We start from the raw sequence: 23857 nt of genomic DNA, 5'->3' as shown, positions 1-23857 counted from the left end.
AAATCCGTTTTTAGTGGTTCTCATTGACCGTTTTTTCCATATTGTAGCTTTTGCCTAGTTTTTCAGCCAACCAAGTTTGTTTAATTCCTTTCTGTTCCAACACTTCCTTAATTCGGTTCATTTCAGACGTAATTTAGTCCACTAAAATAATCAAGATTTTCAAATTATCTCAAAAAATAGTGTAAAAAATGTGAATATTATTTTGATGTGTGCGATGGGAAAGGGCAAGCTCTTTTATTTTTTTTGAGCGTTGGCTTTTCGCGTTGGCAAAAAAATAAATGTGCTTGACCGAGCGTTGGCGTTTTTAGTTCAAATGTTCAATTTTAGCTCGATTTTCGCATTACTTACAACGGTTCTCAGCTATACGCAGGCAGGGTTTTTAACCACTGAACTTCCTACGAAGAGCTGAATTTCAAATTTACCACTTATCTGTCCTAGGAAGCACGAAACCCCTGCTTGCGTATAGGTGATGTTAGCGGTTCGTTGTTTTTCATTTTGTCAAACATTTTTTGTCAGTTTAGCCATTGCTCTTACTGGAAATGTCCCAACTCCTTTAAATTTGGGAGGAATAGCACTAAAAGTAAAACCGTCTTTGGGCAATAAATAAAGATTGCAAAGATGTTCAACAATTAAAATATCTGCTCCCAAGAGTGTCGTATGAACTGGTCTTGTTTTGCCTAATGTGCTGTCAATATTATGAGAGTCAATTCCAACTAATTTAACACTGCAATTTTTTAGATATTTTGCTGCACCTTCTGTCAAATAAGGGTGATTTTCATAATACTTTTCTGTATTCCAATTACTGTCCCAACCTGTGTGAATTAAAACTGCCCTATTTCTAATTTCGCAGTTTTTTAAATGTTCTTCTGTTATTTCTAATGTTTCAGAAAATGGAATACTAATCACAATTCCGTCAAGGTCGGTAAAACATTCTAAACCAACCTCTGAAAGGTCTTTTCCGCTCTCAAATCTATGAAAGGGACAGTCAATATAAGTTCCTGTGTTTGTAACCATTTCAATTTTTCCAATTTGAAATTCAGTCCCTTCTGCGTAAAATTGTTTTGAATTTTCTCTACTCAAATAGTCGCAAACAATTGGAGCTGGTAAACCTTTGTAAGTTACAAGTCCGTGTTCAATTGTGTGGCTTAAATCAATTAGTAAGTCATTCTCTATGTTTGCATTAATAGGTTTTCTTTTGTGAGGCTCGGTCAATATTTCTTTATTCAAGATTTTAGTTTGACCTACCATTAATAGTCTTAAATCTTCAACTATATAGTCCGCAAGTTCTTTGTCAGATATATTGTCGCCCAAAATATCAAGTCGAAAATCCTCGCCTTTTATGCTTCCTCCGTTGGTAAAGTATATTTCAAAGTCAAATTTTACTCTTTTGTCCATATGTTTTGTCTATTTTATTCTGTGTCGCTTTTACAATGTCACGTCCTAAAATACGGCTACAGATTAATATTAGTTTTAAGCGGCATATTGATGCACGTAATTAGGTGTTTTATAATCTAAAGATAAATGCAATCTTTTAGAGTTGTATAGTTTGATTGCATTTTTGGCTGCTTTTTTAGCATGTACCACGCTGGTAAAGGTCTGGTCAAGATAGAATTCATCTTTTAGGATACCGTTTACCCTTTCGGCCAGTGCGTTTTCATAGCAATGGTTCTCTTCTGTCATGCTGATCTTGATTTTCTTTCTTTTTAGTATTTGGGTATATACATTGCTGCAATATTGAATGCCCCTGTCCGAATGATGAATAAGTTGATCAATGTTTTGAGCATTGTAAATAGCCTTATTTAAAGCTCTGACACAACCTTTTAGCTCTAGGCTATCACTTAGGTCATATCCAACAATTTTACGTGAGTGCATGTCGGTGATCAAGGCCAGGTAACAGAATCCTTTAATGGTTCTGATGTAGGTTATATCGGAAGCCCAGACTTGATTAGGTCTATTGATATTAAGGTCTTTTATAATATTACCATACTTGTAAAACCTATGATATGAATTTGTGGTTCTAGAAGAATATTTTTTTCTTCTAACGAGTAACCTGTTCTCTCTTAAGATACGGAATAGCCGGTCTCTGCCTACTTTAAGGTCATATTTATGAAACTCATTTTTTAATGATCGCATGAGTTTTCTTGTACCTTCTCGAGGTAGTGTTCTTCTACTTTTTCGAACAAGTTCGATTACATCTTGTTCTATCTGTTTTTTGATTAGAAACCTTTTTTGGTATTTGTAATAGGCATCTCTTTTCAGATCAAAGGCATTACAGATAGTACCAATTGAATGCAGCCTTTCATTACGGTTTATCGGTGCTACTTTCATCAAGGCTTTATGTTTAAGTTTTTTTTTAATTCTTCAACATCTCTATAGCCCAGGTTTTCGGCGGCTACCTCAAGATAGCTATCGGTCACCAGTTTGTCCAGGTCCTTTTTAATAAGAAGGTCCTTAAGTTGTTTCAGCTCTTTTTGAAGGGCTTTGATACGGGAAAGTTCGTCGTCTGTTTGCACGGTTACACGGGTATTCATTAAATCTTTACGATCATACTTTTTGATCCATACGTTTATAGTACTGGATTGTATACCGTAAGTTAATGCAATTTGTCTTTTGGAATGGTTTCCTTTGGTAAGTTCTGCCAAGACTTTGAGCTTGAAGCTCTCACTATAGCGTTTTACATATCCATCATTTTTATACATATACTTGAAGTGTTTTGTATACATATTTCAGGACGGGTCACAATGACCGCTAACGACTGGGCGTCGAGTAGACAAGGGGAATTTCACCCCAAGCCTCTCACAGAACCGTACGTGATAGTCTCCCATCATACGGCTCTTCTGACTTGATACACAAAGATAGCTCATCCTCTTTCAAGTTGGCAGGTTGTGTATTAAACCAGCTCATCCCTTTGCTCCATTTCCATTACAGAAACTTCATCACTACTACGAATGAGTCCGCCACTACATATACTTTTGGTATTCTACCTCTAGGTTGTGCCTATTGTGTATTTCCCTTAGCACGTATATGCAGCTTCCCAAGTTCCATAACTAAGCCCGAATAAAGTTCTTGCCACCTGAATGACGCCAGCCCCACAGAAAATAAATAGGTTACCCCTGTGATTAATGTTCTTTCAAACACTAGTTTTAACTCCGTATCATACTTCGTAGCTTTTGACTGGATGTACCTACTTCTCGACACCTCTTCAGTGGTTCACTTTCGTTCAACTCCTTTATTCATACCTGCCAACCTCGTGGGTTGGATTCTCCTAAACGCTCAGTACCAAGGCTGTTAACCAAAGCACCTTTAAGTGGTTTAGAGCCATCGCCTATACAACGACTCTGATGGATCTACCATCATCTTAATTACAGCATGCAGCACAGTTTATTACCATGACTGCTTCTTGGCACACTATGAGTAGTACGGGGGGGTTAAAGCAAGAACCTTTCCGACTAGAACATAGCAAAGCCTTATTTTTTTTAAATTTAACGATAAAAACTCAAAATAAGGCTTTGCGGTCTTCTATCTACGCAACTATCTTTCGGCAAGCCCTAAAGCCCCGTATTACTTATAGCCATTGTTATCTGCTGGCTTTTACGCTCTCAAATTTCCAGACAGAATCTTTCTTTAGTTTTGGAAACCCCACCAATTTTTTTATAAAAATCTATAGCTTTCTGATTAAAATCAGGGGTTTGCCATTGTATGATTTTACAATTTTCAACTTTTCCATATTCCTCAACCTTTTCCATAAGACGAGTACCTATACCTTGTCCTCTCGTATTTGCTTTAAGGAATAAGCAATCAAGGTAGATGTAAAAATCCGCGTCCCAAGTCGAAAATTGTTTCATAAATGTAGCATATCCAATAATCGAATTTTCTTGCTCTACAATCAAGCATTTTAAACTGGGGTTTTTCCCAAGAATAAAAGCGGACAACAATTCCGCTTTATTCTCTTGTTCAAATTCCGCTTGTTCGTATTCAGCGTGTTCTTTGCATAATTCAATAATTTGTGGCAAATCCTTTTTTTTGGCAAATCTTATCTTCATTATTAGAGTTTTTAGCAGGCACATTCCATTTTTGCTCCTTTCACAGGATTCGTGCCTTCGGTTGCATAACCATCAAATTTCCACCATTCTATTCCGCCCATTAGTTCTTTGACCTTAAATCCAAGTTTGGTCATATTCAATGCTCCTTTTGTTGAAGCATTACAGCCGATTCCGTCGCAGTAGCAAACATAGGTTTTTGACTTGTCTAAATGTTTTGTGCTTTCTGCGTTCATTTCCATGTGCGGAATGTTGATAGCGGTCGGAATATGTTCTTTTTCAAAACCGAAAGCTTTTCGGGCATCTAAAGCTACTGTATTTTCGTCCTTTTCCAAAGCGTCCCATAAATCTGATGGGTCCATTTCGTAAGCAAGTTTGTTTTCGTAAAATTCAATTTGTTTTTGCATAATTCCTAAGTTTTTGTTTCGGCAAAATTAGTTAGGTAATAACCCTATTTTCAAATTTTGAACTTGAAGGTTTTGAATTTAAAGCTGAGAATTTCTCAATTATAGCATCTATACAAATTGCTAACTTTGTCCCGTATGGAAATTAAATATTTTAGACTGATAAAAACAATCGTTGAAGAAGGCAGTATTGCCAATTCTGCCGAGAAACTATTTTTAACGCAATCAGCTTTAAGTCATCAATTAAGGGAATTGGAAGAGCGTTTAGGATTCAAGGTCTTTCATAGAACACGTAATAAATGGCAATTGACCGATGAAGGTGGCGAACTCTACAAATTGGGGAATTCTATTCTTGAAAGTATCGAAAAGAGTTTTCAGAACATTGAACAATTGCGAAGCGGTTCTGTCGGAACTATTAAAGTTAGCACGGAATGTTACAGTTTTTATCAAGGTCTTTCTGCTTTTATTCAAAAAATGGGGCTTTTATATCCAGAAATAGAGGTTGATTTGATTCTTGAAGCCACGCATCAACCGATTTCGAAGATTTTGTCCAATGAGATTGATATTGCGATTGTTACCTCAAAACCAGTAAATGAAATTTTGTCCAGTATCGAGGTTTACGAAGATGAAATTTTTGCGATTATGCATAAGGAAAGTCCGTTGAACAAAGTTGGTTTTTTGGATACGAATGATTTTTCGGATGCACATTTGATAATACATTCTTTTCCGTTGGAAACTGTCTCGGTATATGAACAATTTTTAAAGCCGAATAAAATTACTCCGCTTAAGATTTCCGCTATTCCTCTTACCGAGGTCGCCCTGGAAATGGTCGATGCCAATATGGGAATAATGTGTATGCCTAAATGGGCATTAAAATCCTTTAAGTTGTCTGATGATTTGATTTTTAAAAGAATAGGTAAAAATGGTTTGAAAAGAACGCATTATTTGGTCTTTCGTAAAGCCGATAAGGTCAAAAAGTACGTTAATGATTTCATTTCCAATTTCGAAGAGGATTTTTCCAAGGAATGAGATTTTTTCAGCTTGCAGATAACGGGAGTTTGCGCAGCAACTCCATTTCGAATAAAAATAAATGATTTGTTTTGATTTATAGGACCCTAAGCGAAGGTTTTATAGCCGGTTCTTTTGTGGTAAACTAAATTTCCAAGAAAAGCAAAGTCGCCCAAAATGGCTGAAATGGCTCCGAATAGGGCAAAAAATATGTCGACAAGCCTTTTGAGCCTGTCCTTCAACACTTTTGGGTCAAGAATGGACACAAGTCTGCTAAGGTTGTAGCATATCATGATCAGGTTTACCTCGGAGAGCACGTTCTGTTTTCCTTTCATCAATGTATGGGTGAAGCCCCATTGTCTTTTGATGGTCCCGAACTGGTGCTCGGTGATCTGTTGCCTGAGCCTATAATATTCCGGATTTTCCTCCACTCTTTTCTGGTTTTCCTCCAAGGCCTCCTGATAAATGGAGCGCTCTATGAAGCGTCCGTTCTTGTTCGTGGTACAAAGGTGCCTTACGGGGCAGACCTTGCAGGCCTGTCGGTTCTTGTAATGCTTGACCTTGTGGCCCGCCTTATTGTAAACGGTTCCATTGGTCACCAATATCTGTCCGTCGGGACAGGTATAGGTATCCATTTCCCTGTCGTATTTAAAATCGACCATGGGATAAAGGCCGTTGTGTTGGGAAGAATGCTCCTTTGGGGATGAGTAAGTTGTTATCCCGTTCTTGGTGCAGATGTCCAGGTGTTTGCCCGTGGTGTACCCTTTATCGGTAAGTGTCCTCATTTTTTCCACGCCCAAAAGTTGCTTTGCATCGAGTGCCATGGGCGAAAGTGCGTGTGTATCGTTTACGGTGCCCGTGTCGTTGTTGACGAAGAGTTTGTATTTTGCATCACACCCTGCCTGCACGTTATAGCCCACATTGATTATGTTGCGGTGCAGTACTACCGATCTGGCATCGGGATCGGTAAGGCTGATCTGTCGTTCCCCACTGGTGCGCAGCTCTTCCCCGATGTTGCGGTATCTTTCCTTCTTCGATTCCTGGTAGGCAATTTTGTCCTGTATTTTTTCGGTATCCGAATCTCCGTCCTCGGCATCAAGTTGTTGTTGGTATTCCAGTATCTTGTTGTCTATGTACTCGATATGGCGGTCGATCTTGTTCTGGTTGAAGTTGTTCTTCAGGGCGTTCTGGGCCCTTATCTTGAAGGAGTCGATGGCAATGGTCTCGCCTTCGATTAGTTCCCAATCCTTGAGCAGCACCACAAAATACCTGAATGCCCCTTTGAAGGCTTTTGGGTTACGCTTTCTGAAATAGGCTATTTTCCTTGCGGACGGCCTTAGTCCCTTCAGGAGCCATATGACCTCGAGGTTTACCTTGCAGGCATGTTCCAATTGGCGGGAGGAGCGCAGTTTGTTCTTGTAGCCGTAGAGATAGAGTTTGAGCATGTCCGAGGAACGATATGGTGGCCTGCCCTCGTTGTTCAGCACGTCCCTGAACCCCAGGTCGCCCATTGGGAGGATATCCACGAACATATCGACGATCCTTGCCCACGAATCGGGACCCAGGCAGGATTCGAAATCCATCATTACGAGTTGGTCCCTGTCAAAACCTGTTATAAAATCCATACCATTAAGATAATCAATATCAATACGTTATGGTATTGGCCGTGCTAAAGGAAATCAACAAAGTTATTAAGAAAGGGTAGGTTTTTGCGCAGTCTGACGTCTCGGCTAAGCGTAGTGCGGTAGTAAGGAAACGTTGAGTTTCCGTCTGCACACGAAGCTAAAGCTTTTGGTTTAGTTTTATTTTTCCTTGTCCAAAGCTAAATCCCAAAGATTTAGCGACTTCATAAATATACACAGACCTTTCGGTTTTGCCCTAAAGTCCGCATTACGTTTAGGCATTGTTGTAAAACGTTTTTTCTGCACAGATGCCCCCAATGGCTATTGTTCTTTAAATTCAATACTTTTTATTTTCAGATATTCCCAAATTGACAGCATATTTCCAGACTTTGATATTTCTGAAAAATCCTTTTGAGACATGCAAAATGTTAGAAATCCATCAATATTAACTTCAGGTATATCAAAATTTTCAGACATTGTTTTCTTTGAAAATTTTGCGATTATTTCTTTTTCTAGCTCTATATTTTTCTCGCGGATAACTATCTCTTCTAGTGATTTCGTTTTACCAGAAATTCTATTAATTGTTTTATCTGAGTTTACCATAACGCTTATTTTGAAGAATCCTAAAAGGGTTTTATCCAGCTTCAATATTTCTTCTATTGTCATGAGTCTTGCATATTCGCCTCTGTCTGCAACTAAAAGTAGTCGTTCACTCTGGGGCATTACCTTTACATCTGCATTTGGCAAGCCCAATGTCGAAGAAGTAACGACGGGTTCTATACCCAGACTGTTAATGTCTTGTTCTAGTTTACTCGATAGATTGTATGGTGTAACGGTAACTTCATTTAAATTTATAATGTTTTCTACAAGATTCACCACGACTAAATTTCTTTGAAAAATGGTTTCCGTGATGACAATTTCTTTAGTTAGGTATTGAACTGCAGTAAATCGAATTGAATCTCTCAACTTAGCCTCAATGGTAAACACCCCCAAAGAATCAGTAATTGTTGACTCTTTTGAATTTAAGTTGATTATTAATACGTTTGAAACATCATTGTTAAGACTTTTAATCTTACCGCTTATTTGTTTGGTCTTCTTTTGACTAGATAGGGTGTAGTTTGTCAATAGGATAAACAAGAGTAATAAAAATCTTAAAGGTTTCTGCAATTTTTAGATTTTGAATTATAGTGAAGTACCTTGGTATAATTTTAAAATCGGTAGCCTACATTTATTCCAAGTCTATTTATCTGGGAATGGTCTGTTTTATCTGCATTAAATAATAGTTTTCCAAAACCAAAGAAAGGTTCAATAGTAATTCCATTTTTTGTAATCCATTTGCTGCCTAACGTTAAACCGAGCGACAAATCAATCACATCAGGACCTTCGTTCAAAGTAAGATTTCCGTTTATATCGGTTAACTGTTTTCCGTCAGTTGAGCCAACGGTTGTAAATCCTTCAACAAAAAAACCTGAGGCATGTTTTTTGCCAAAATATCTTCTGTAGAAAGGTGAAATTTGAAAATTTGTGTCTTCATCATGTCTTTGGCTAAACACGTATAGACCCGAAATCCCCAATGAAGATTTTCTATTTAAATTTCTTTCAAATGCTATATCTAAAAGGCCTAATGACGTAAAAAGTACATTAAGTTTTAGTTCATTTCTCTTTTCAGACGGACTTGCGCTAATGGAATTTTGTTTTTGCGCTTTGGTGGTAAATACTGAGAACAAAAGTATGATTGCTATATAATTTGTTTTCATTAAAAAGGTTTCTTTGATGTTCTACAAACCTATATTAATTTGATTTTGAAAACGTTAAAGGACTTTAAATGTTAAGTTAAATTAAATGTAAAAAAGGATTATTATGAAAAGTTGAAGAAATAAAGTCTATAGCTAAAATGTTTTTTTAAATCTCGACTAACGTCAAATTTAGTTATTGAAAATCAGGATGTTGAAAAATCGAGATCTTCTGGTTTTATGTCAAATTTATTGATTTGTTTTTTAATTCTTTTGACGAGTCCCATTTTTCTTTTTTGATCTAGGAATAAATAGTCAGTAGGTGGTTGATAGGCTTGTTTTTTTGTGACCATATTCCAAATGATAACAGCCAGTTTTCTAGCGGTTGCACTCACGGCTACTTGTCTTCCTTTTTTGAAAGCGATTTTTCTAAAGAAATTGGATAAATGAGTGTCTTTTAGATTTCCGATTGCATTTGCAGCTTGCCTGAGTGCTGTTTTTATTCGATTACTTCCTTTTGGTGTGCGATGACTTAATACTTTTCCTCCAGATATTTTATTATTCGGTGCAAGTCGCATCCAAGAGGTGAAATGTTTTGCAGTAGGGAATTTATTAAATCCTTCAGAACCAATTTCGCTAATTATAGTGAGTACTGTTGCGTGGCTTAGACCTTCTATTTGCATTAGGTCTATGCCTCCAAAATATTGAAAAGCCAATTGGTTTAACTCAATTTTTGGGGCATTTTTATTTATGCGCTTATAAGGTTTTGCTTTGGTTTTTAGTTTTTTTTTAATCGGGTCAAGATTGATTTGTTTTTTAAGGAACCTGTCAATTTGTTTATCACAATCTGCTATTTTCTTTTGATAAAATTGGTAGCTTTCAAATTCTTGTTTGAGTCCAAAAAGAAAGTCCTGTCTGTTATTGCCTTTTAGAGCCTTGGCAATTTCTTCTTCTGATTTTCGACAATTATAGTGCCTGTGTTTCGCTAAAGAATTTGGGTCTAAATTTCCTTTGCAGATGTCTTCAATAATTTTCAGCCCGGTAAGCCCACATACATCCTTTACTACTACGTCTAAACGCATATTAAGTAGTTTTAGGTACTTCTGCATTTTGTTGGAAGCTTCGGCAGCTAATTGTAACCAGTTTGTTCTTTGTCTGCAATAGGTTCTTAGGATTTCCGTAGTTTCATCTGGTAAAAAGCTACTACTCAATAGTCCAAGAGCGTGTAGTTTTTGTATCCATCGTGCATCTTTTACGTCAGTTTTTTTGCCTTTGGCATTTTTAGTAAATTTTCCATTGGCAAGAATAATGTCAAATCCATTTTTAGCGAGTTCAGCATATAAGTTCTGCCAGTAACTTCCAGTAGATTCCATAGCAACAGAGTTGATGCCATTCCCTAAAAGCCAATTACAGATGTCCTGAAGGTCTTCTGCATACACTCCAAATTCTTTTACATCACTGAGGTCTTGTCCAATGGCGACAAAGTGACTTCTACTTCCCACATCAATTCCAGCACAGTGAAGATTGATGATGTCCAGTTCCATTTTTTTGTTCATACCAAAATTATTTAGGTTTATAAAAATGGCTCAAAAGAAGTACTGTATAAATTCTAAAATATCTCGATCGGACTTGCATAAGATGCAGTACCACTGGAATTATCACATCAAACTCAACCTAAAGGCAAGAATGATAGTACTTCAATCAGAATGTTGACCGAGTTTACCCAAAAGGTAACACCAGTTGAAAAATCGACCTTGTAGTGAGCCTATATAAAAATAAAAAAAAGATAGGATTTTGCGATTCGTTAGCTCGAGGAATTAATCGGATTCTGATGTGGGGAATGTTTTACAACGGATTTGTATAAGAACAGTAGGACGGAAAAACGCACGAACCATTCGGTTAGACACAAGCCGAATTTTTAAATTTTACTTATAATTTTTTTCTCAATAAGCCAAATTTAAAAATTTGGCGACCTCGGAAAAGTGCTGTGAACATTGTGTTAAGCACCAATTGCCCTATTGTTTTTATACGTTGTTGTGCTTAGTTTTATTTTCCGAATATGTTTTTTCGTAGCAAAGATTTTATTTCACTTAAATCTGCAAAATTACGATTTGTAAGAAGTACATAGCCAGAACCATCGTTAATGTCTAAGTAGAAGAAAGAAGAATAGCCAATATTAGCTCCGGAATGACCTATTCCTTTCACTTTACCGTTTTCATCAACTTGAAGTCCTACTCCTAATCCGTACAAATTTAATTTTCCATTTGTCGTATTTGTTGGTGTTGTCAATAATTTAATAGACTCTTTGGTTAAAATTGAAGGTCTGTTATCATTCAAACCTGCCATTACTTCCAGCAATAATTGTGAGTAATCAAAAGAAGTAGTCCATAATGCTGCGGCAGCTTCTTGTGGATATACTTTATACCCTAATTTAATAGGTTTCCCTTTTTTACTATAACCATAAGCTACGTCATTTCTATTGTTCGGCGTTAAACTATAAAAACTATTTTGCATATTTAATGGTTGTAATAGCTCCTTTTGAATAACAGTTCTGAATGGCTCTCCCTTAGTATCTTTTATTGCTTTTTGTAAATAACAGTAGCCTCCACCAGAATATTTATTTTCACTATTCACTTCGTTCTTAATTTTGATTTTTGGCTCCCAAATAAATGTATGTTTGCCCTCAATTACATTTTCAATTGTCGGTATTCTTTTTTTATCAGGTTTATAGCCAAGAAATCCAGACATATTAATACCTCCAGTATGACTGAGTAATTGAGAAATTGTAGGAATCGTACTTGGGTCTGATTTTAAACCCTCAAGTTTATTAGTTTTTAGATATAGATTAATTTCATTATCGATATCAAATTGTTGATTTTGATTATTAATTAGAAATAATAATGCCGTTGGAAATTTGCTTAATGATGCCGCTTGGAAAATAGTCTTTTCTGTTACCTTCTTTGACCCACCACTAATTCCGAATCCCTTGTTATAGACAAGTTTATTGTTTTTGATTATACTCAAGCTTACACCAGGTATTTTGGATATTTGCATCAAGCTGTCTAATTTCTTTTCTTCTTGCTTACTCAATTGACAATAGATTGGAATGCAGGTTAAGAGAAATATTATTAGAGTAAATGTTCTTTTTTTCATTTTTTTTAAATTAAGCACAACGGTTTAGCTCGTATGTTTGGTTCTAAGTTTGAAGATAATATATTCTGAATGATAAATTAGTTTAAAGGAAGGGTGATTTCGTGGTTGGGCTAGATACTAAATAGAGATATCGTCGCTTAGGTTTACGCTCTTCCTGAACTGATTTATTAAAGCATTATTTTAGATAATCAATAATAAGCTTAACTAGAAGGGATAATGGCTTTTGGGCTAGATACACTTAATGTGATATCGTTTTTTAGAGAGACCTCCCTTCTATAATTTTCTTGGAATCTGAACAGTACCTAGGTCCTTTGGATAGAGATCGAATCAAGTGCGAGCAAAGATGATAAAGAGAATTACAGCTTAAAAACCGAAGAAATGGAAAAGTATTTAAAACAGAGTCTTGGCATCGATGTTTCAAAATTGAACTTGTCATTATCACTAGGTTCCCTAAATGAAAATTTAGTTAAGGAATTCGAGTCCCATCCCGATGTATCCAATGATATAATGGGTTATAAGGTACTCTTGAAATGGCTGAAGGCATCTGTCGATCCCGATGTGGAATTGTTGGTGGTGATGGAAGCCACGGGCGTTTACCATCAAGGTATTGCGCATTTTCTGTACGAGCAGGGCTATAGCGTTTGTGTAATGCAATCCGGTCGTGTAAAGCGCTATGCGCAGAGTTTGGACCAACGTTCCAAAACGGATGCACTCGACAGTAGAATGCTAAGTATGTTAGGTCTGGAAAGGAACATTCGACTATGGCACCCGCCCAGTGAGGAGTTGCAGGAGCTAAAAGGACTGAGCAGGGAACGTAGTTCATTGTTGAACGATAGAACGATGGAGACCAATCGACAAGGAGCTATCGCATCGAGCGTTCATAGTAATGCAAGGGCATTGAAAAGGCACAAGATCAGATTAAAGCTTCTAAACACGCAGATAGCGGCTGTCGAAGAAGATATGCGACTTCTGATCTCTAAAAATGAAGTATTGAAAAGGAAGCTGGATTATTTGATAAGTATACCTGGTATATCGTTTATATCGGCGGCTACGGTGATCGCAGAAACGTTGGGCTTCGAATCTATAGTCAATGCCAAGCAATTGGCGAGCTACGCCGGTTATGATGTGGTATTGAGGGAATCGGGAAACTTCAAGGGAAAGACCAGGATCAGTAAAAAAGGGAACAGCCATATAAGGGCGGTACTGCACATGCCCTCGATGACCTGTGTACGCTGTAACCCAACTTTGAAACAGTTCTACAATAGACTGAAGCCGAACAAGGCAAAGCCGTTGGTGGCACTTGTAGCGGTGCAGAGAAAACTATTGATCTTAATGTACACCTTATGGAAGAACGAAGAAAATTATGATGCTAAATTTGAAATAAAAAAGCAGCAAAAGCATGAAGCTCTTGCTGCGCGGGATAACAGTTTGATAAATCAACCTGTTTCCTAAATTATTAAAGAAAAAACTTGTTTTTCAACACAGTACCTAAGCGTAGTGCGGTTGAAAGGAAACTTTTCGTTTCCGTCTGCGCACGAAGCTAAAGCTTATTGTTTTGCTTTTTCTTTTTTGTTCCAAAGCTAAATCCATAAGATTTAGCGACATCATAAATATACACAGACATTTCGGTTTATCACCTTAGTCCGCATTACGTTTAGGTATTGTTGTAATCAGTAGCGACACACAAGAGTGAGCACGAACGATTCCGTTTCTGTATTTTTTTCGTCCGAGTAAAGTCCATCTGCGCAACAGTTAAGTCCGTTAGAGTTAGATGTCCAGCGTAACAGTTACGTAAGAGTTAGTTCCATCTGCACATAACTGTTTTTAAATCCTAGTGATTAGTCTGTTATTTATTGACTTAGTACAGATTTTGCTTAGAATCCTTTTTTTCTTTATTAAACTGTTCTTCGGCTTTTTTTAGTTCAATTTGTTTTTCTTCCTCAGTCAATTTAACATTCAATTTCAAAGAGTTTTTAAGTTTATTATACTTCTCTTTAATCGATATTAAGTGGTCATTTTGCCCCTCAGAATGTATTTTTAATTCTTCCATAATATTTATTTGAGCTATTGATTACAACGGTCTTGTGTATGATTTCGTTGCGTGTTTCAGCACTAAAGTTAGCAAATAAATCACAGATAGAAAGTCCGCCAGGACTTTCGTAAGTAGGCTCTAACTAGCAATGAATTATACACGGTGTTCTACGCAGTTTTTATTCTTTTCAAATTGTTCATCTGTTGCTCAAATCCTTGAAATGAATTATTTAAGTCTTGAGAATATTTTCCAGAAATCCAATCTTGATATAAATCCAAGTATTTTTCCATTTCGTTTGTTCCGTTTATTTGGTCAGTCCATTTTAAAGCACACATTGCCTCTCGTTGTTCATAATGTAAGTCTTTTCGAGTCAAATAGTATTCAAGATATTTTTTAAGATATTCAATTCCGTTTTGAGTATTAAATGTCGCTAAAGTCAAACAGTATCCATTTCCTGCATAACAGACTTGACTTTTTAAAAGGTGAATTCCAATAATATCTTCAACAGATTTAAATTCCATTATTGAAGCAAAATATGCTCCTACAATTCTAGTTCTCCAATTAAAATCTCCAAGTAAGTTTTTAACAACTTCTATATTCAATTCCGCTCTTATTGATTCAAAGTTCCGAATGAATTCATCCGCGTTATTTATTCCGAACATATAAAATGGAACACACCATTTTTTTATAAATTCAGGTTCAATTTTGTTTTCATTTGTATAATGTTCCAATTCAGCGAATGGACTTGCGTGTCGGATTGTTGCTCCAGCAGAGTGTAATTCAATTTGTTTCTTTGTTTTCTCGTCCATTGTTGGTTTGTTCAAATTGCGTAGAACGGGAGTTTGCGCAGCAACTCCATTTCGAATAAAAATAAATGATTTGTTTTGATTTATAGGACCCTAAGCGAAGGTTTTATAGCCGGTTCTTTTGTGGTAAACTAAATTTCCAAGAAAAGGAAAGTCGCCCAAAATGGCTGAAATGGCTCCGAATAGGGCAAAAAATATGTCGACAAGCCTTTTGAGCCTGTCCTTCAACACTTTTGGGTCAAGAATGGACACAAGTCTGCTAAGGTTGTAGCATATCATGATCAGGTTTACCTCGGAGAGCACGTTCTGTTTTCCTTTCATCAATGTATGGGTGAAGCCCCATTGTCTTTTGATGGTCCCGAACTGGTGCTCGGTGATCTGTTGCCTGAGCCTATAATATTCCGGATTTTCCTCCACTCTTTTCTGGTTTTCCTCCAAGGCCTCCTGATAAATGGAGCGCTCTATGAAGCGTCCGTTCTTGTTCGTGGTACAAAGGTGCCTTACGGGGCAGACCTTGCAGGCCTGTCGGTTCTTGTAATGCTTGACCTTGTGGCCCGCCTTATTGTAAACGGTTCCATTGGTCACCAATATCTGTCCGTCGGGACAGGTATAGGTATCCATTTCCCTGTCGTATTTAAAATCGACCATGGGATAAAGGCCGTTGTGTTGGGAAGAATGCTCCTTTGGGGATGAGTAAGTTGTTATCCCGTTCTTGGTGCAGATGTCCAGGTGTTTGCCCGTGGTGTACCCTTTATCGGTAAGTGTCCTCATTTTTTCCACGCCCAAAAGTTGCTTTGCATCGAGTGCCATGGGCGAAAGTGCGTGTGTATCGTTTACGGTGCCCGTGTCGTTGTTGACGAAGAGTTTGTATTTTGCATCACACCCTGCCTGCACGTTATAGCCCACATTGATTATGTTGCGGTGCAGTACTACCGATCTGGCATCGGGATCGGTAAGGCTGATCTGTCGTTCCCCACTGGTGCGCAGCTCTTCCCCGATGTTGCGGTATCTTTCCTTCTTCGATTCCTGGTAGGCAATTTTGTCCTGTATTTTTTCGGTATCCGAATCTCCGTCCTCGGCATCAAGTTGTTGTTGGTATTCCAGTATCTTGTTGTCTATGTACTCGATATGGCGGTCGATCTTGTTCTGGTTGAAGTTGTTCTTCAGGGCGTTCTGGGCCCTTATCTTGAAGGAGTCGATGGCAATGGTCTCGCCTTCGATTAGTTCCCAATCCTTGAGCAGCACCACAAAATACCTGAATGCCCCTTTGAAGGCTTTTGGGTTACGCTTTCTGAAATAGGCTATTTTCCTTGCGGACGGCCTTAGTCCCTTCAGGAGCCATATGACCTCGAGGTTTACCTTGCAGGCATGTTCCAATTGGCGGGAGGAGCGCAGTTTGTTCTTGTAGCCGTAGAGATAGAGTTTGAGCATGTCCGAGGAACGATATGGTGGCCTGCCCTCGTTGTTCAGCACGTCCCTGAACCCCAGGTCGCCCATTGGGAGGATATCCACGAACATATCGACGATCCTTGCCCACGAATCGGGACCCAGGCAGGATTCGAAATCCATCATTACGAGTTGGTCCCTGTCAAAACCTGTTATAAAATCCATACCATTAAGATAATCAATATCAATACGTTATGGTATTGGCCGTGCTAAAGGAAATCAACAAAGTTATTAAGAAAGGGTAGGTTTTTGCGCAGTCTGACGGTTTGCATATGGCTTGTGGCGGTTTCGAAGAACTTTCTTGTCCACGGTAATCAAAACTGGTTACGGAACGAAAACCTATCATTCAGCCGGTCACCCGCCATAAGATATATGCCTTGTTAGGTGTAGTTTTTTATTTCATTCGTTGGTAACAACCTGGAATCTTCCAATGCTGCTTTTCTGTGTCCCGCTTTTTTTAGATAGTCTGGATTTTGGGCAAATTCCATAAACTTCAAAACAGACTCGTGTTCTACCAACAAAACCGCATCCCATTTTTCCGAGTCGGGTCCAATCAGAAAGTTTTGGCTCTTTCCAAAATAGATAATTCGGCTTCCAGCTTTCTCCAATTCGGGTAGAGTACTGTCCATATACAATTGATAGGCTTCTTCTCCACTGATGTTTTTAGTAGGTTTTAATTCTCCCAAATTTGTATAGTCAGCCGTTGCTCTAAATTTCAGTAAGTTCAACATCACTACCTTTCCTTTGTCGTGGAAGTTTTGATAAAATTCTTTTCCTGCTTCAGGACTTGCATCAATGTGTTTGCTCATATTATCTTCAATTTCGAGTTGTTATTTCAAATGTCACGTCCTAAAATACGGCTACAGATTAATATTAGTTTTAAGCGGCATATTGATGCACGTAATTAGGTGTTTTATAATCTAAAGATAAATGCAATCTTTTAGAGTTGTATAGTTTGATTGCATTTTTGGCTGCTTTTTTAGCATGTACCACGCTGGTAAAGGTCTGGTCAAGATAGAATTCATCTTTTAGGATACCGTTTACCCTTTCGGCCAGTGCGTTTTCATAGCAATGGTTCTCTTCTGTCATGCTGATCTTGATTTTCTTTCTTTTTAGTATTTGGGTATATACATTGCTGCAATATTGAATGCCCCTGTCCGAATGATGAATAAGTTGATCAATGTTTTGAGCATTGTAAATAGCCTTATTTAAAGCTCTGACACAACCTTTTAGCTCTAGGCTATCACTTAGGTCATATCCAACAATTTTACGTGAGTGCATGTCGGTGATCAAGGCCAGGTAACAGAATCCTTTAATGGTTCTGATGTAGGTTATATCGGAAGCCCAGACTTGATTAGGTCTATTGATATTAAGGTCTTTTATAATATTACCATACTTGTAAAACCTATGATATGAATTTGTGGTTCTAGAAGAATATTTTTTTCTTCTAACGAGTAACCTGTTCTCTCTTAAGATACGGAATAGCCGGTCTCTGCCTACTTTAAGGTCATATTTATGAAACTCATTTTTTAATGATCGCATGAGTTTTCTTGTACCTTCTCGAGGTAGTGTTCTTCTACTTTTTCGAACAAGTTCGATTACATCTTGTTCTATCTGTTTTTTGATTAGAAACCTTTTTTGGTATTTGTAATAGGCATCTCTTTTCAGATCAAAGGCATTACAGATAGTACCAATTGAATGCAGCCTTTCATTACGGTTTATCGGTGCTACTTTCATCAAGGCTTTATGTTTAAGTTTTTTTTTAATTCTTCAACATCTCTATAGCCCAGGTTTTCGGCGGCTACCTCAAGATAGCTATCGGTCACCAGTTTGTCCAGGTCCTTTTTAATAAGAAGGTCCTTAAGTTGTTTCAGCTCTTTTTGAAGGGCTTTGATACGGGAAAGTTCGTCGTCTGTTTGCACGGTTACACGGGTATTCATTAAATCTTTACGATCATACTTTTTGATCCATACGTTTATAGTACTGGATTGTATACCGTAAGTTAATGCAATTTGTCTTTTGGAATGGTTTCCTTTGGTAAGTTCTGCCAAGACTTTGAGCTTGAAGCTCTCACTATAGCGTTTTACATATCCATCATTTTTATACATATACTTGAAGTGTTTTGTATACATATTTCAGGACGGGTCAAAATTACACCTAACGCTCGAGCTATGCGTAGTGTGGGAGCGGACACGCAATACCCATTCCGCCACAGCTCTTAGCAAAAGCTTTTTGTTTTGTTTTATCTTTTTTTTCTAATGCAAAATCCTAAAGATTTTGCGACATTATAAAAATACGCAAACGCTACGAATAATCACCTTAGCCCACATTACGTATAGGTTTTGTTATATGCTGCCCTTTCCGTACTGTCTTTAGTTCTGACTTTTAATATTTTCAAATTTTTTAATAATACCGTCCAGTTTGTCACGCTGCTTTCGGACTACTCTTGGTCTAAGATAGAACCAATTAAAGCCAATCCATATCAAGGTAACTACATAGGCAAAAATAGACCACGGAAATGGTATTAGCGATACATACTCATATAGATACAAACATAGACCAAGGGTTAATGTAATGAAGTATATCTCCAACATTCTCGTTTGTAAAAATTTCTGTTGCTCTTTCAGTTTTATAACTGCTTTTAAAAATTCGCTATTACTCTGAGTTTCGTTGATTTTTCTCAAATATGGAATAAGTTGATTGTAAAAGAATAGATAAACAAGTATTCCTGAAATCGTTAATACTATTCCGATTTTGGTAGTAACCAACTTAGGTTTAAAATAAAACCAAATAAAAATGATAAACGCAATTGTAGCTACCATCAAAAAGTTAGCAGCAATTAATGTTGTTAGATTTTTTTTCTTGATTTTCGCGAAATTTGAAAACAATTCCTCTATTTGAGGTGGTTCGGTGGTCTGATTAGACCACAATTTTTTAAGGTTTGTATCATTGTTCATATTCCCTGAATTTTATTCTTATTTTTTCTTTGATTCTGTGTATTTTAACTCTAACATTAGTGCTGGAAAGCCCCACTATATTTGCAATATCTTCTTGTTTGATGTTTTCAAGTTCGAGTGATATAATTATTCTGTCAGTTTCGGCTAGTTCGGATATGCACTTGTACAAAAACTTGATTTGTGGTTCAATATCCGATGTATTTTCTTCTGAAAGGTTTTTTGGTAGTTCGTCTTTTGGATAACGCTTTTGGCGTTCGATTTGGCGTAAACAAATATTAGATGCAATTCTAAAAATCCAAGTACCTATTTTCGACTCGTTCCTGAATTCTGGAAGTTTTTTGAATACAACTATAAATGTTTCTTGCGCTAAATCCTTTGCTAAGTCTTTGTCATTTACAAAGCCCATACATAAACGAAATATTCTTTGCCAATAATTTTTGTATATGTCTTCGAACACGTTTAATCTTTGGTTAGAAAATTTTCTAATTGGTTAAAATACCACTCTTTGTCATCGTACATTATAAAATGAAGTCCTTGGTTTGCATATTGCAAATCAGCCGATTTGAGATTTTCAAATTGTTCTTTAATCTCAGGTTTAATGCTTGTAAAGTTAGATTCTAGTAGAACTAAAGAAGGACATTCAATACTTTTGATTTTTTCTCGTAAATCTGTGTTTGAAAAATCACAATACATTTCTGCAAAGGTTTGCCTATCTGATTGTATGCTCCAATTTACAACTGTTTCTATCATTTCTTTATTTTCAATAAGTTGGGGCATCGTCATTTTTTGCATTTGATGAAATTGTTCTTTTGGCAACGCTGTAATCTGATTGACCATTCCTGAACAATCTATATTTTCCTGATGTTTAAAGTTTGGATTGGTTAACGCTGCCAAACAGGGAAGGGCATCTACAACAACGATTTTTTGAATAAGTTTCGGATAATCGGCAGCTATTGCCATAGCCAAACCACCGCCCATACTGTGTCCAATCAAAATTGGCTTTACAATGTTCTTTTCCTTAATGAATTTTGCAATTCCAACTTTCCAGTTTTCAAAGCTCGGATTTGGGCTTGGTTTAGCCTCTGCAAATCCTGCCATCGTAAGAGTATAACAAGTATATTCTTTTTCATAAACTGCTTTTGTTTCAGCCCATACTTCTCCTGAAGACGCAAATCCTGGGATTAGTACAATTGTTCGATTTCCATTCCCGCTTTTTTCTACTTCAAAAGGGTAGTCAGAAATTTGTCCAAAAGATTGAATATTGATTAGTAGGAATGTGCTAAAAAAAAGTAAGTTTTTCATTTCGTAGTTTGCATTATGATTCGTCTTTTAGATACGAGGAACTACAAAATGTTACAAAGTCCTTGAATTTTTTCTTTTCAGCAAGATTTTTTTTAGGGTTGCATATAACGGTCTAGTATATGAAAAGTAGGCGATTTCGAAGCACGAAACTTTCGGTTAAGCCCAAAGTTTGACACGAGCCTAAAGCCTTGATTTTACTACTATTTCGCCTATTTCTTATATACATTGTTACCTGCTGGCTTTATTTTGGTTACAGTTTTATTCCTTGAATTAAAATGGATGTTCTAATTGACTTTTCTTTTAAATGCAAGAACTTTTTTCTTTCTTCGTCTTTTTTGAAATTATCAAAATCTTCTTGAGTATGAAATTCAACAAGATGAATTTCATAAGGCTTATCAATATTATTTTCAATAATACAATTGTCAGTCGGTCGAATTCTTAAAGTAAGTCTACCGTTATATTTTGAAATGGTTGGAATTGCTATGTCTTCAAATTGATGAAAAATCTCTTCCTGACCTTCAAAAACATATATAATTTGAGTTAAATGAATCATATTATAGTTGTTTATTCTGAGTAATTAACAATTGCCTTAATGACTTTTTTATTGCTGTCAAAAGTCATTAATTCAGTCGACCTTTTTCCTGTTGTCGTATTTAAATAATATATTGTTATACTATTAACTCCAATTAATAAATCAATAATCTTAAAGTGTAAATTTGGATTAGATTCTAGACCAATAGTCCAATACTTTCTAACATTATCTTTTCCAATTACAATTCCTTTAGTTTCAGGAAGTCTTTTTAATGCAAGAGGACTTTCAATACTAAAATCATCAGAGTAATGAGATAATATTTTTTCAAGATTATGTGAGTTCCAATCTTTTGTCCAATTCTCTGAAAATTGTTTTGCAAATTCAATAGTTATCATTCTTTCTTTTTTTTTGTGCTTGCAGGTAACGGGAGTTTGCGCAGCAACTCCATTTCGAATAAAAATAAATGATTTGTTTTGATTTATAGGACCCTAAGCGAAGGTTTTATAGCCGGTTCTTTTGTGGTAAACTAAATTTCCAAGAAAAGGAAAGTCGCCCAAAATGGCTGAAATGGCTCCGAATAGGGCAAAAAATATGTCGACAAGCCTTTTGAGCCTGTCCTTCAACACTTTTGGGTCAAGAATGGACACAAGTCTGCTAAGGTTGTAGCATATCATGATCAGGTTTACCTCGGAGAGCACGTTCTGTTTTCCTTTCATCAATGTATGGGTGAAGCCCCATTGTCTTTTGATGGTCCCGAACTGGTGCTCGGTGATCTGTTGCCTGAGCCTATAATATTCCGGATTTTCCTCCACTCTTTTCTGGTTTTCCTCCAAGGCCTCCTGATAAATGGAGCGCTCTATGAAGCGTCCGTTCTTGTTCGTGGTACAAAGGTGCCTTACGGGGCAGACCTTGCAGGCCTGTCGGTTCTTGTAATGCTTGACCTTGTGGCCCGCCTTATTGTAAACGGTTCCATTGGTCACCAATATCTGTCCGTCGGGACAGGTATAGGTATCCATTTCCCTGTCGTATTTAAAATCGACCATGGGATAAAGGCCGTTGTGTTGGGAAGAATGCTCCTTTGGGGATGAGTAAGTTGTTATCCCGTTCTTGGTGCAGATGTCCAGGTGTTTGCCCGTGGTGTACCCTTTATCGGTAAGTGTCCTCATTTTTTCCACGCCCAAAAGTTGCTTTGCATCGAGTGCCATGGGCGAAAGTGCGTGTGTATCGTTTACGGTGCCCGTGTCGTTGTTGACGAAGAGTTTGTATTTTGCATCACACCCTGCCTGCACGTTATAGCCCACATTGATTATGTTGCGGTGCAGTACTACCGATCTGGCATCGGGATCGGTAAGGCTGATCTGTCGTTCCCCACTGGTGCGCAGCTCTTCCCCGATGTTGCGGTATCTTTCCTTCTTCGATTCCTGGTAGGCAATTTTGTCCTGTATTTTTTCGGTATCCGAATCTCCGTCCTCGGCATCAAGTTGTTGTTGGTATTCCAGTATCTTGTTGTCTATGTACTCGATATGGCGGTCGATCTTGTTCTGGTTGAAGTTGTTCTTCAGGGCGTTCTGGGCCCTTATCTTGAAGGAGTCGATGGCAATGGTCTCGCCTTCGATTAGTTCCCAATCCTTGAGCAGCACCACAAAATACCTGAATGCCCCTTTGAAGGCTTTTGGGTTACGCTTTCTGAAATAGGCTATTTTCCTTGCGGACGGCCTTAGTCCCTTCAGGAGCCATATGACCTCGAGGTTTACCTTGCAGGCATGTTCCAATTGGCGGGAGGAGCGCAGTTTGTTCTTGTAGCCGTAGAGATAGAGTTTGAGCATGTCCGAGGAACGATATGGTGGCCTGCCCTCGTTGTTCAGCACGTCCCTGAACCCCAGGTCGCCCATTGGGAGGATATCCACGAACATATCGACGATCCTTGCCCACGAATCGGGACCCAGGCAGGATTCGAAATCCATCATTACGAGTTGGTCCCTGTCAAAACCTGTTATAAAATCCATACCATTAAGATAATCAATATCAATACGTTATGGTATTGGCCGTGCTAAAGGAAATCAACAAAGTTATTAAGAAAGGGTAGGTTTTTGCGCAGTCTGACGGGTAAGATAAATTTCCAACGAGTCATTGAATAGTTCTCGGTTGAGCCTTACAACCTCTTTGGCTATCTGTAAGACCACTTCTTTTTCCTTAATACCATTGATTCCAACGGCACCAGAATCTGTACCGCCATGTCCCGGATCAATAATAATAATTGGCTTATGGTTTTTTTCCTGTCCTAAGACCTGATGAAAACCAGCGGCTATAATCCAAAACAAACAGTAAAAACAGAGTTTCTTCATTCGCTGAAATTTTTATGTGCGTGTTGCACAATTTTCATCGATTTGGTCAATTCATTTCAAATACTTGAAATTTTAACTTTCCCACCTGTTAATTTTTAGCCGATTCTCTGCATTCGCTTCATTTCATTTCAAATTCGTCAACAAGAATTCATCAACCGCCCTAATCAGGTATTAAAAAACGAACAGTTATGAAAAAACTTAGCAAGTCATTTTGGTTGTTGCTTTTTGCAGCGGCCCCAACCTATGCGCAAATTGGAGGTATAGAAGATTCGGTAGCCGACATTTCGGATACCATACGAACTATTTTCCCCATAATTCTCGGGGTCATCTTCCTTGTGGGTTTTCTATTTAATGCTGGACACTTCTTCGGTGAGAATTCAGATCTTAAAAAGGGGATTACCCGTGTATTGGTATTTGTATTGATTGCAGGCGCCGTGGTGGGCATCTTTACCTACCTGATAACCCTAGTGGTATAAT

General features: G+C 37.6%; 26 protein-coding genes and 1 pseudogene. 3 read left to right on the top strand and 24 right to left on the bottom strand.

What is annotated here, in order from left to right; translation table 11 throughout:
• Nucleotides 1-37: 37 nt before the first annotated feature.
• The 6 genes and pseudogenes from ACPF9A_RS02480 to ACPF9A_RS02455 form a co-directional block, all read right to left on the bottom strand.
• A pseudogene (locus ACPF9A_RS02480) lies at nucleotides 38-121 on the bottom strand (transcriptional regulator); the annotation flags it as partial.
• A 377-nt stretch (nucleotides 122-498) separates the two neighbouring features.
• The gene (locus tag ACPF9A_RS02475) at nucleotides 499-1395 is read right to left on the bottom strand and encodes a cyclase family protein (protein ID WP_424001349.1); all 897 of its coding nucleotides are present in this window, start codon (nucleotides 1393-1395) and stop codon (nucleotides 499-501) included.
• A gap of 75 nt (nucleotides 1396-1470) precedes the next feature.
• Entirely contained in the window at nucleotides 1471-2328 is an 858-nt protein-coding gene (locus tag ACPF9A_RS02470) for an IS3 family transposase (protein WP_424001329.1), read from the bottom strand.
• A complete protein-coding gene (locus tag ACPF9A_RS02465; RefSeq protein WP_024479941.1) occupies nucleotides 2328-2699 on the bottom strand; it encodes a transposase in 372 nt (123 codons plus the stop codon). Before ACPF9A_RS02465 ends, ACPF9A_RS02470 begins: the two co-directional genes overlap by 1 nt.
• 900 nt (nucleotides 2700-3599) lie before the next feature.
• Nucleotides 3600-4043 (bottom strand): N-acetyltransferase family protein, encoded by a 444-nt coding sequence (locus ACPF9A_RS02460; protein ID WP_424001347.1) that lies wholly within the window; start codon nucleotides 4041-4043, stop codon nucleotides 3600-3602.
• Nucleotides 4044-4054: 11 nt separating this feature from the next.
• Nucleotides 4055-4447 carry a rhodanese-like domain-containing protein gene (locus ACPF9A_RS02455; protein WP_424001345.1) on the bottom strand — a complete coding sequence of 131 codons (393 nt, stop codon included), beginning with the start codon at nucleotides 4445-4447 and terminating at the stop codon, nucleotides 4055-4057.
• A 135-nt stretch (nucleotides 4448-4582) separates the two neighbouring features.
• On the opposite strand from ACPF9A_RS02455, the gene ACPF9A_RS02450 reads away from it, so the two are divergent.
• Complete coding sequence (locus ACPF9A_RS02450; RefSeq protein WP_424001343.1) at nucleotides 4583-5473, top strand: LysR family transcriptional regulator; 891 nt, start codon at nucleotides 4583-4585, stop codon at nucleotides 5471-5473.
• An 86-nt stretch (nucleotides 5474-5559) separates the two neighbouring features.
• Here ACPF9A_RS02450 and ACPF9A_RS02445 read toward each other — a convergent pair whose 3' ends face one another.
• From ACPF9A_RS02445 to ACPF9A_RS02425, 5 genes are all read right to left on the bottom strand, one after another.
• Nucleotides 5560-7077 carry an IS1182 family transposase gene (locus tag ACPF9A_RS02445; RefSeq protein ID WP_423997098.1) on the bottom strand — a complete coding sequence of 506 codons (1518 nt, stop codon included), beginning with the start codon at nucleotides 7075-7077 and terminating at the stop codon, nucleotides 5560-5562.
• Between the two features lie 318 nt (nucleotides 7078-7395).
• Nucleotides 7396-8241 (bottom strand): hypothetical protein, encoded by an 846-nt coding sequence (locus tag ACPF9A_RS02440; RefSeq protein WP_424001341.1) that lies wholly within the window; start codon nucleotides 8239-8241, stop codon nucleotides 7396-7398.
• A 41-nt stretch (nucleotides 8242-8282) separates the two neighbouring features.
• Nucleotides 8283-8831 carry a DUF3575 domain-containing protein gene (locus ACPF9A_RS02435; protein WP_424001339.1) on the bottom strand — a complete coding sequence of 183 codons (549 nt, stop codon included), beginning with the start codon at nucleotides 8829-8831 and terminating at the stop codon, nucleotides 8283-8285.
• A 182-nt stretch (nucleotides 8832-9013) separates the two neighbouring features.
• Complete coding sequence (locus ACPF9A_RS02430; protein ID WP_423997572.1) at nucleotides 9014-10363, bottom strand: IS110 family transposase; 1350 nt, start codon at nucleotides 10361-10363, stop codon at nucleotides 9014-9016.
• 490 nt (nucleotides 10364-10853) lie between these two features.
• Nucleotides 10854-11960, bottom strand: coding sequence for a serine hydrolase domain-containing protein (locus ACPF9A_RS02425; protein WP_424001337.1), 1107 nt, complete (start codon nucleotides 11958-11960; stop codon nucleotides 10854-10856).
• A 378-nt stretch (nucleotides 11961-12338) separates the two neighbouring features.
• On the opposite strand from ACPF9A_RS02425, the gene ACPF9A_RS02420 reads away from it, so the two are divergent.
• A complete protein-coding gene (locus ACPF9A_RS02420) occupies nucleotides 12339-13412 on the top strand; it encodes an IS110 family transposase (RefSeq protein WP_423999762.1) in 1074 nt (357 codons plus the stop codon).
• A gap of 406 nt (nucleotides 13413-13818) precedes the next feature.
• Here the strand turns inward: ACPF9A_RS02420 and ACPF9A_RS02415 are convergent, their stop codons facing one another.
• From ACPF9A_RS02415 to ACPF9A_RS02355, 13 genes are all read right to left on the bottom strand, one after another.
• Nucleotides 13819-14010, bottom strand: a complete 192-nt coding sequence (locus tag ACPF9A_RS02415) for a hypothetical protein (RefSeq protein WP_424001335.1) — start codon at nucleotides 14008-14010, stop codon at nucleotides 13819-13821.
• Nucleotides 14011-14159: 149 nt separating this feature from the next.
• The gene (locus tag ACPF9A_RS02410) at nucleotides 14160-14801 is read right to left on the bottom strand and encodes a DUF6000 family protein (RefSeq protein WP_424001333.1); all 642 of its coding nucleotides are present in this window, start codon (nucleotides 14799-14801) and stop codon (nucleotides 14160-14162) included.
• Between the two features lie 90 nt (nucleotides 14802-14891).
• Nucleotides 14892-16409, bottom strand: coding sequence for an IS1182 family transposase (locus ACPF9A_RS02405; RefSeq protein ID WP_423997090.1), 1518 nt, complete (start codon nucleotides 16407-16409; stop codon nucleotides 14892-14894).
• Nucleotides 16410-16624: 215 nt separating this feature from the next.
• Nucleotides 16625-17053 carry a DUF1330 domain-containing protein gene (locus tag ACPF9A_RS02400; protein ID WP_424001331.1) on the bottom strand — a complete coding sequence of 143 codons (429 nt, stop codon included), beginning with the start codon at nucleotides 17051-17053 and terminating at the stop codon, nucleotides 16625-16627.
• Nucleotides 17054-17123: 70 nt separating this feature from the next.
• A complete protein-coding gene (locus ACPF9A_RS02395; protein ID WP_424001329.1) occupies nucleotides 17124-17981 on the bottom strand; it encodes an IS3 family transposase in 858 nt (285 codons plus the stop codon).
• Nucleotides 17981-18352 (bottom strand): transposase, encoded by a 372-nt coding sequence (locus ACPF9A_RS02390; protein ID WP_024479941.1) that lies wholly within the window; start codon nucleotides 18350-18352, stop codon nucleotides 17981-17983. The genes ACPF9A_RS02395 and ACPF9A_RS02390 overlap by 1 nt, the downstream gene beginning before the upstream one ends.
• A gap of 264 nt (nucleotides 18353-18616) precedes the next feature.
• The gene (locus tag ACPF9A_RS02385) at nucleotides 18617-19201 is read right to left on the bottom strand and encodes a hypothetical protein (protein ID WP_424001326.1); all 585 of its coding nucleotides are present in this window, start codon (nucleotides 19199-19201) and stop codon (nucleotides 18617-18619) included.
• Entirely contained in the window at nucleotides 19191-19658 is a 468-nt protein-coding gene (locus tag ACPF9A_RS02380) for an RNA polymerase sigma factor (protein WP_424001324.1), read from the bottom strand. Before ACPF9A_RS02380 ends, ACPF9A_RS02385 begins: the two co-directional genes overlap by 11 nt.
• 2 nt (nucleotides 19659-19660) lie before the next feature.
• Nucleotides 19661-20503, bottom strand: a complete 843-nt coding sequence (locus ACPF9A_RS02375; protein ID WP_424001322.1) for an alpha/beta fold hydrolase — start codon at nucleotides 20501-20503, stop codon at nucleotides 19661-19663.
• 250 nt (nucleotides 20504-20753) lie between these two features.
• Nucleotides 20754-21056 carry a hypothetical protein gene (locus tag ACPF9A_RS02370; protein ID WP_424001321.1) on the bottom strand — a complete coding sequence of 101 codons (303 nt, stop codon included), beginning with the start codon at nucleotides 21054-21056 and terminating at the stop codon, nucleotides 20754-20756.
• A gap of 11 nt (nucleotides 21057-21067) precedes the next feature.
• Nucleotides 21068-21430 carry a YybH family protein gene (locus tag ACPF9A_RS02365; protein WP_424001319.1) on the bottom strand — a complete coding sequence of 121 codons (363 nt, stop codon included), beginning with the start codon at nucleotides 21428-21430 and terminating at the stop codon, nucleotides 21068-21070.
• A gap of 93 nt (nucleotides 21431-21523) precedes the next feature.
• Nucleotides 21524-23041, bottom strand: a complete 1518-nt coding sequence (locus ACPF9A_RS02360) for an IS1182 family transposase (protein WP_423997090.1) — start codon at nucleotides 23039-23041, stop codon at nucleotides 21524-21526.
• Nucleotides 23042-23107: 66 nt separating this feature from the next.
• The gene (locus tag ACPF9A_RS02355; RefSeq protein WP_424001317.1) at nucleotides 23108-23380 is read right to left on the bottom strand and encodes an N-acetylmuramoyl-L-alanine amidase family protein; all 273 of its coding nucleotides are present in this window, start codon (nucleotides 23378-23380) and stop codon (nucleotides 23108-23110) included.
• A 188-nt stretch (nucleotides 23381-23568) separates the two neighbouring features.
• Here ACPF9A_RS02355 and ACPF9A_RS02350 point away from each other — a divergent pair, with 188 nt between their 5' ends.
• Nucleotides 23569-23856: a hypothetical protein gene (locus ACPF9A_RS02350; protein WP_424001315.1), complete on the top strand. Its 288-nt coding sequence runs from the start codon at nucleotides 23569-23571 to the stop codon at nucleotides 23854-23856.
• Nucleotide 23857: the final 1 nt, after the last annotated feature.

Source organism: Maribacter sp. IgM3_T14_3 (assembly GCF_049603095.1).
Lineage (GTDB): Bacteria > Bacteroidota > Bacteroidia > Flavobacteriales > Flavobacteriaceae > Maribacter.
Note: the sequence above shows the minus strand (reverse complement) of the source record. Positions and strands in the feature narration are given on the sequence as shown.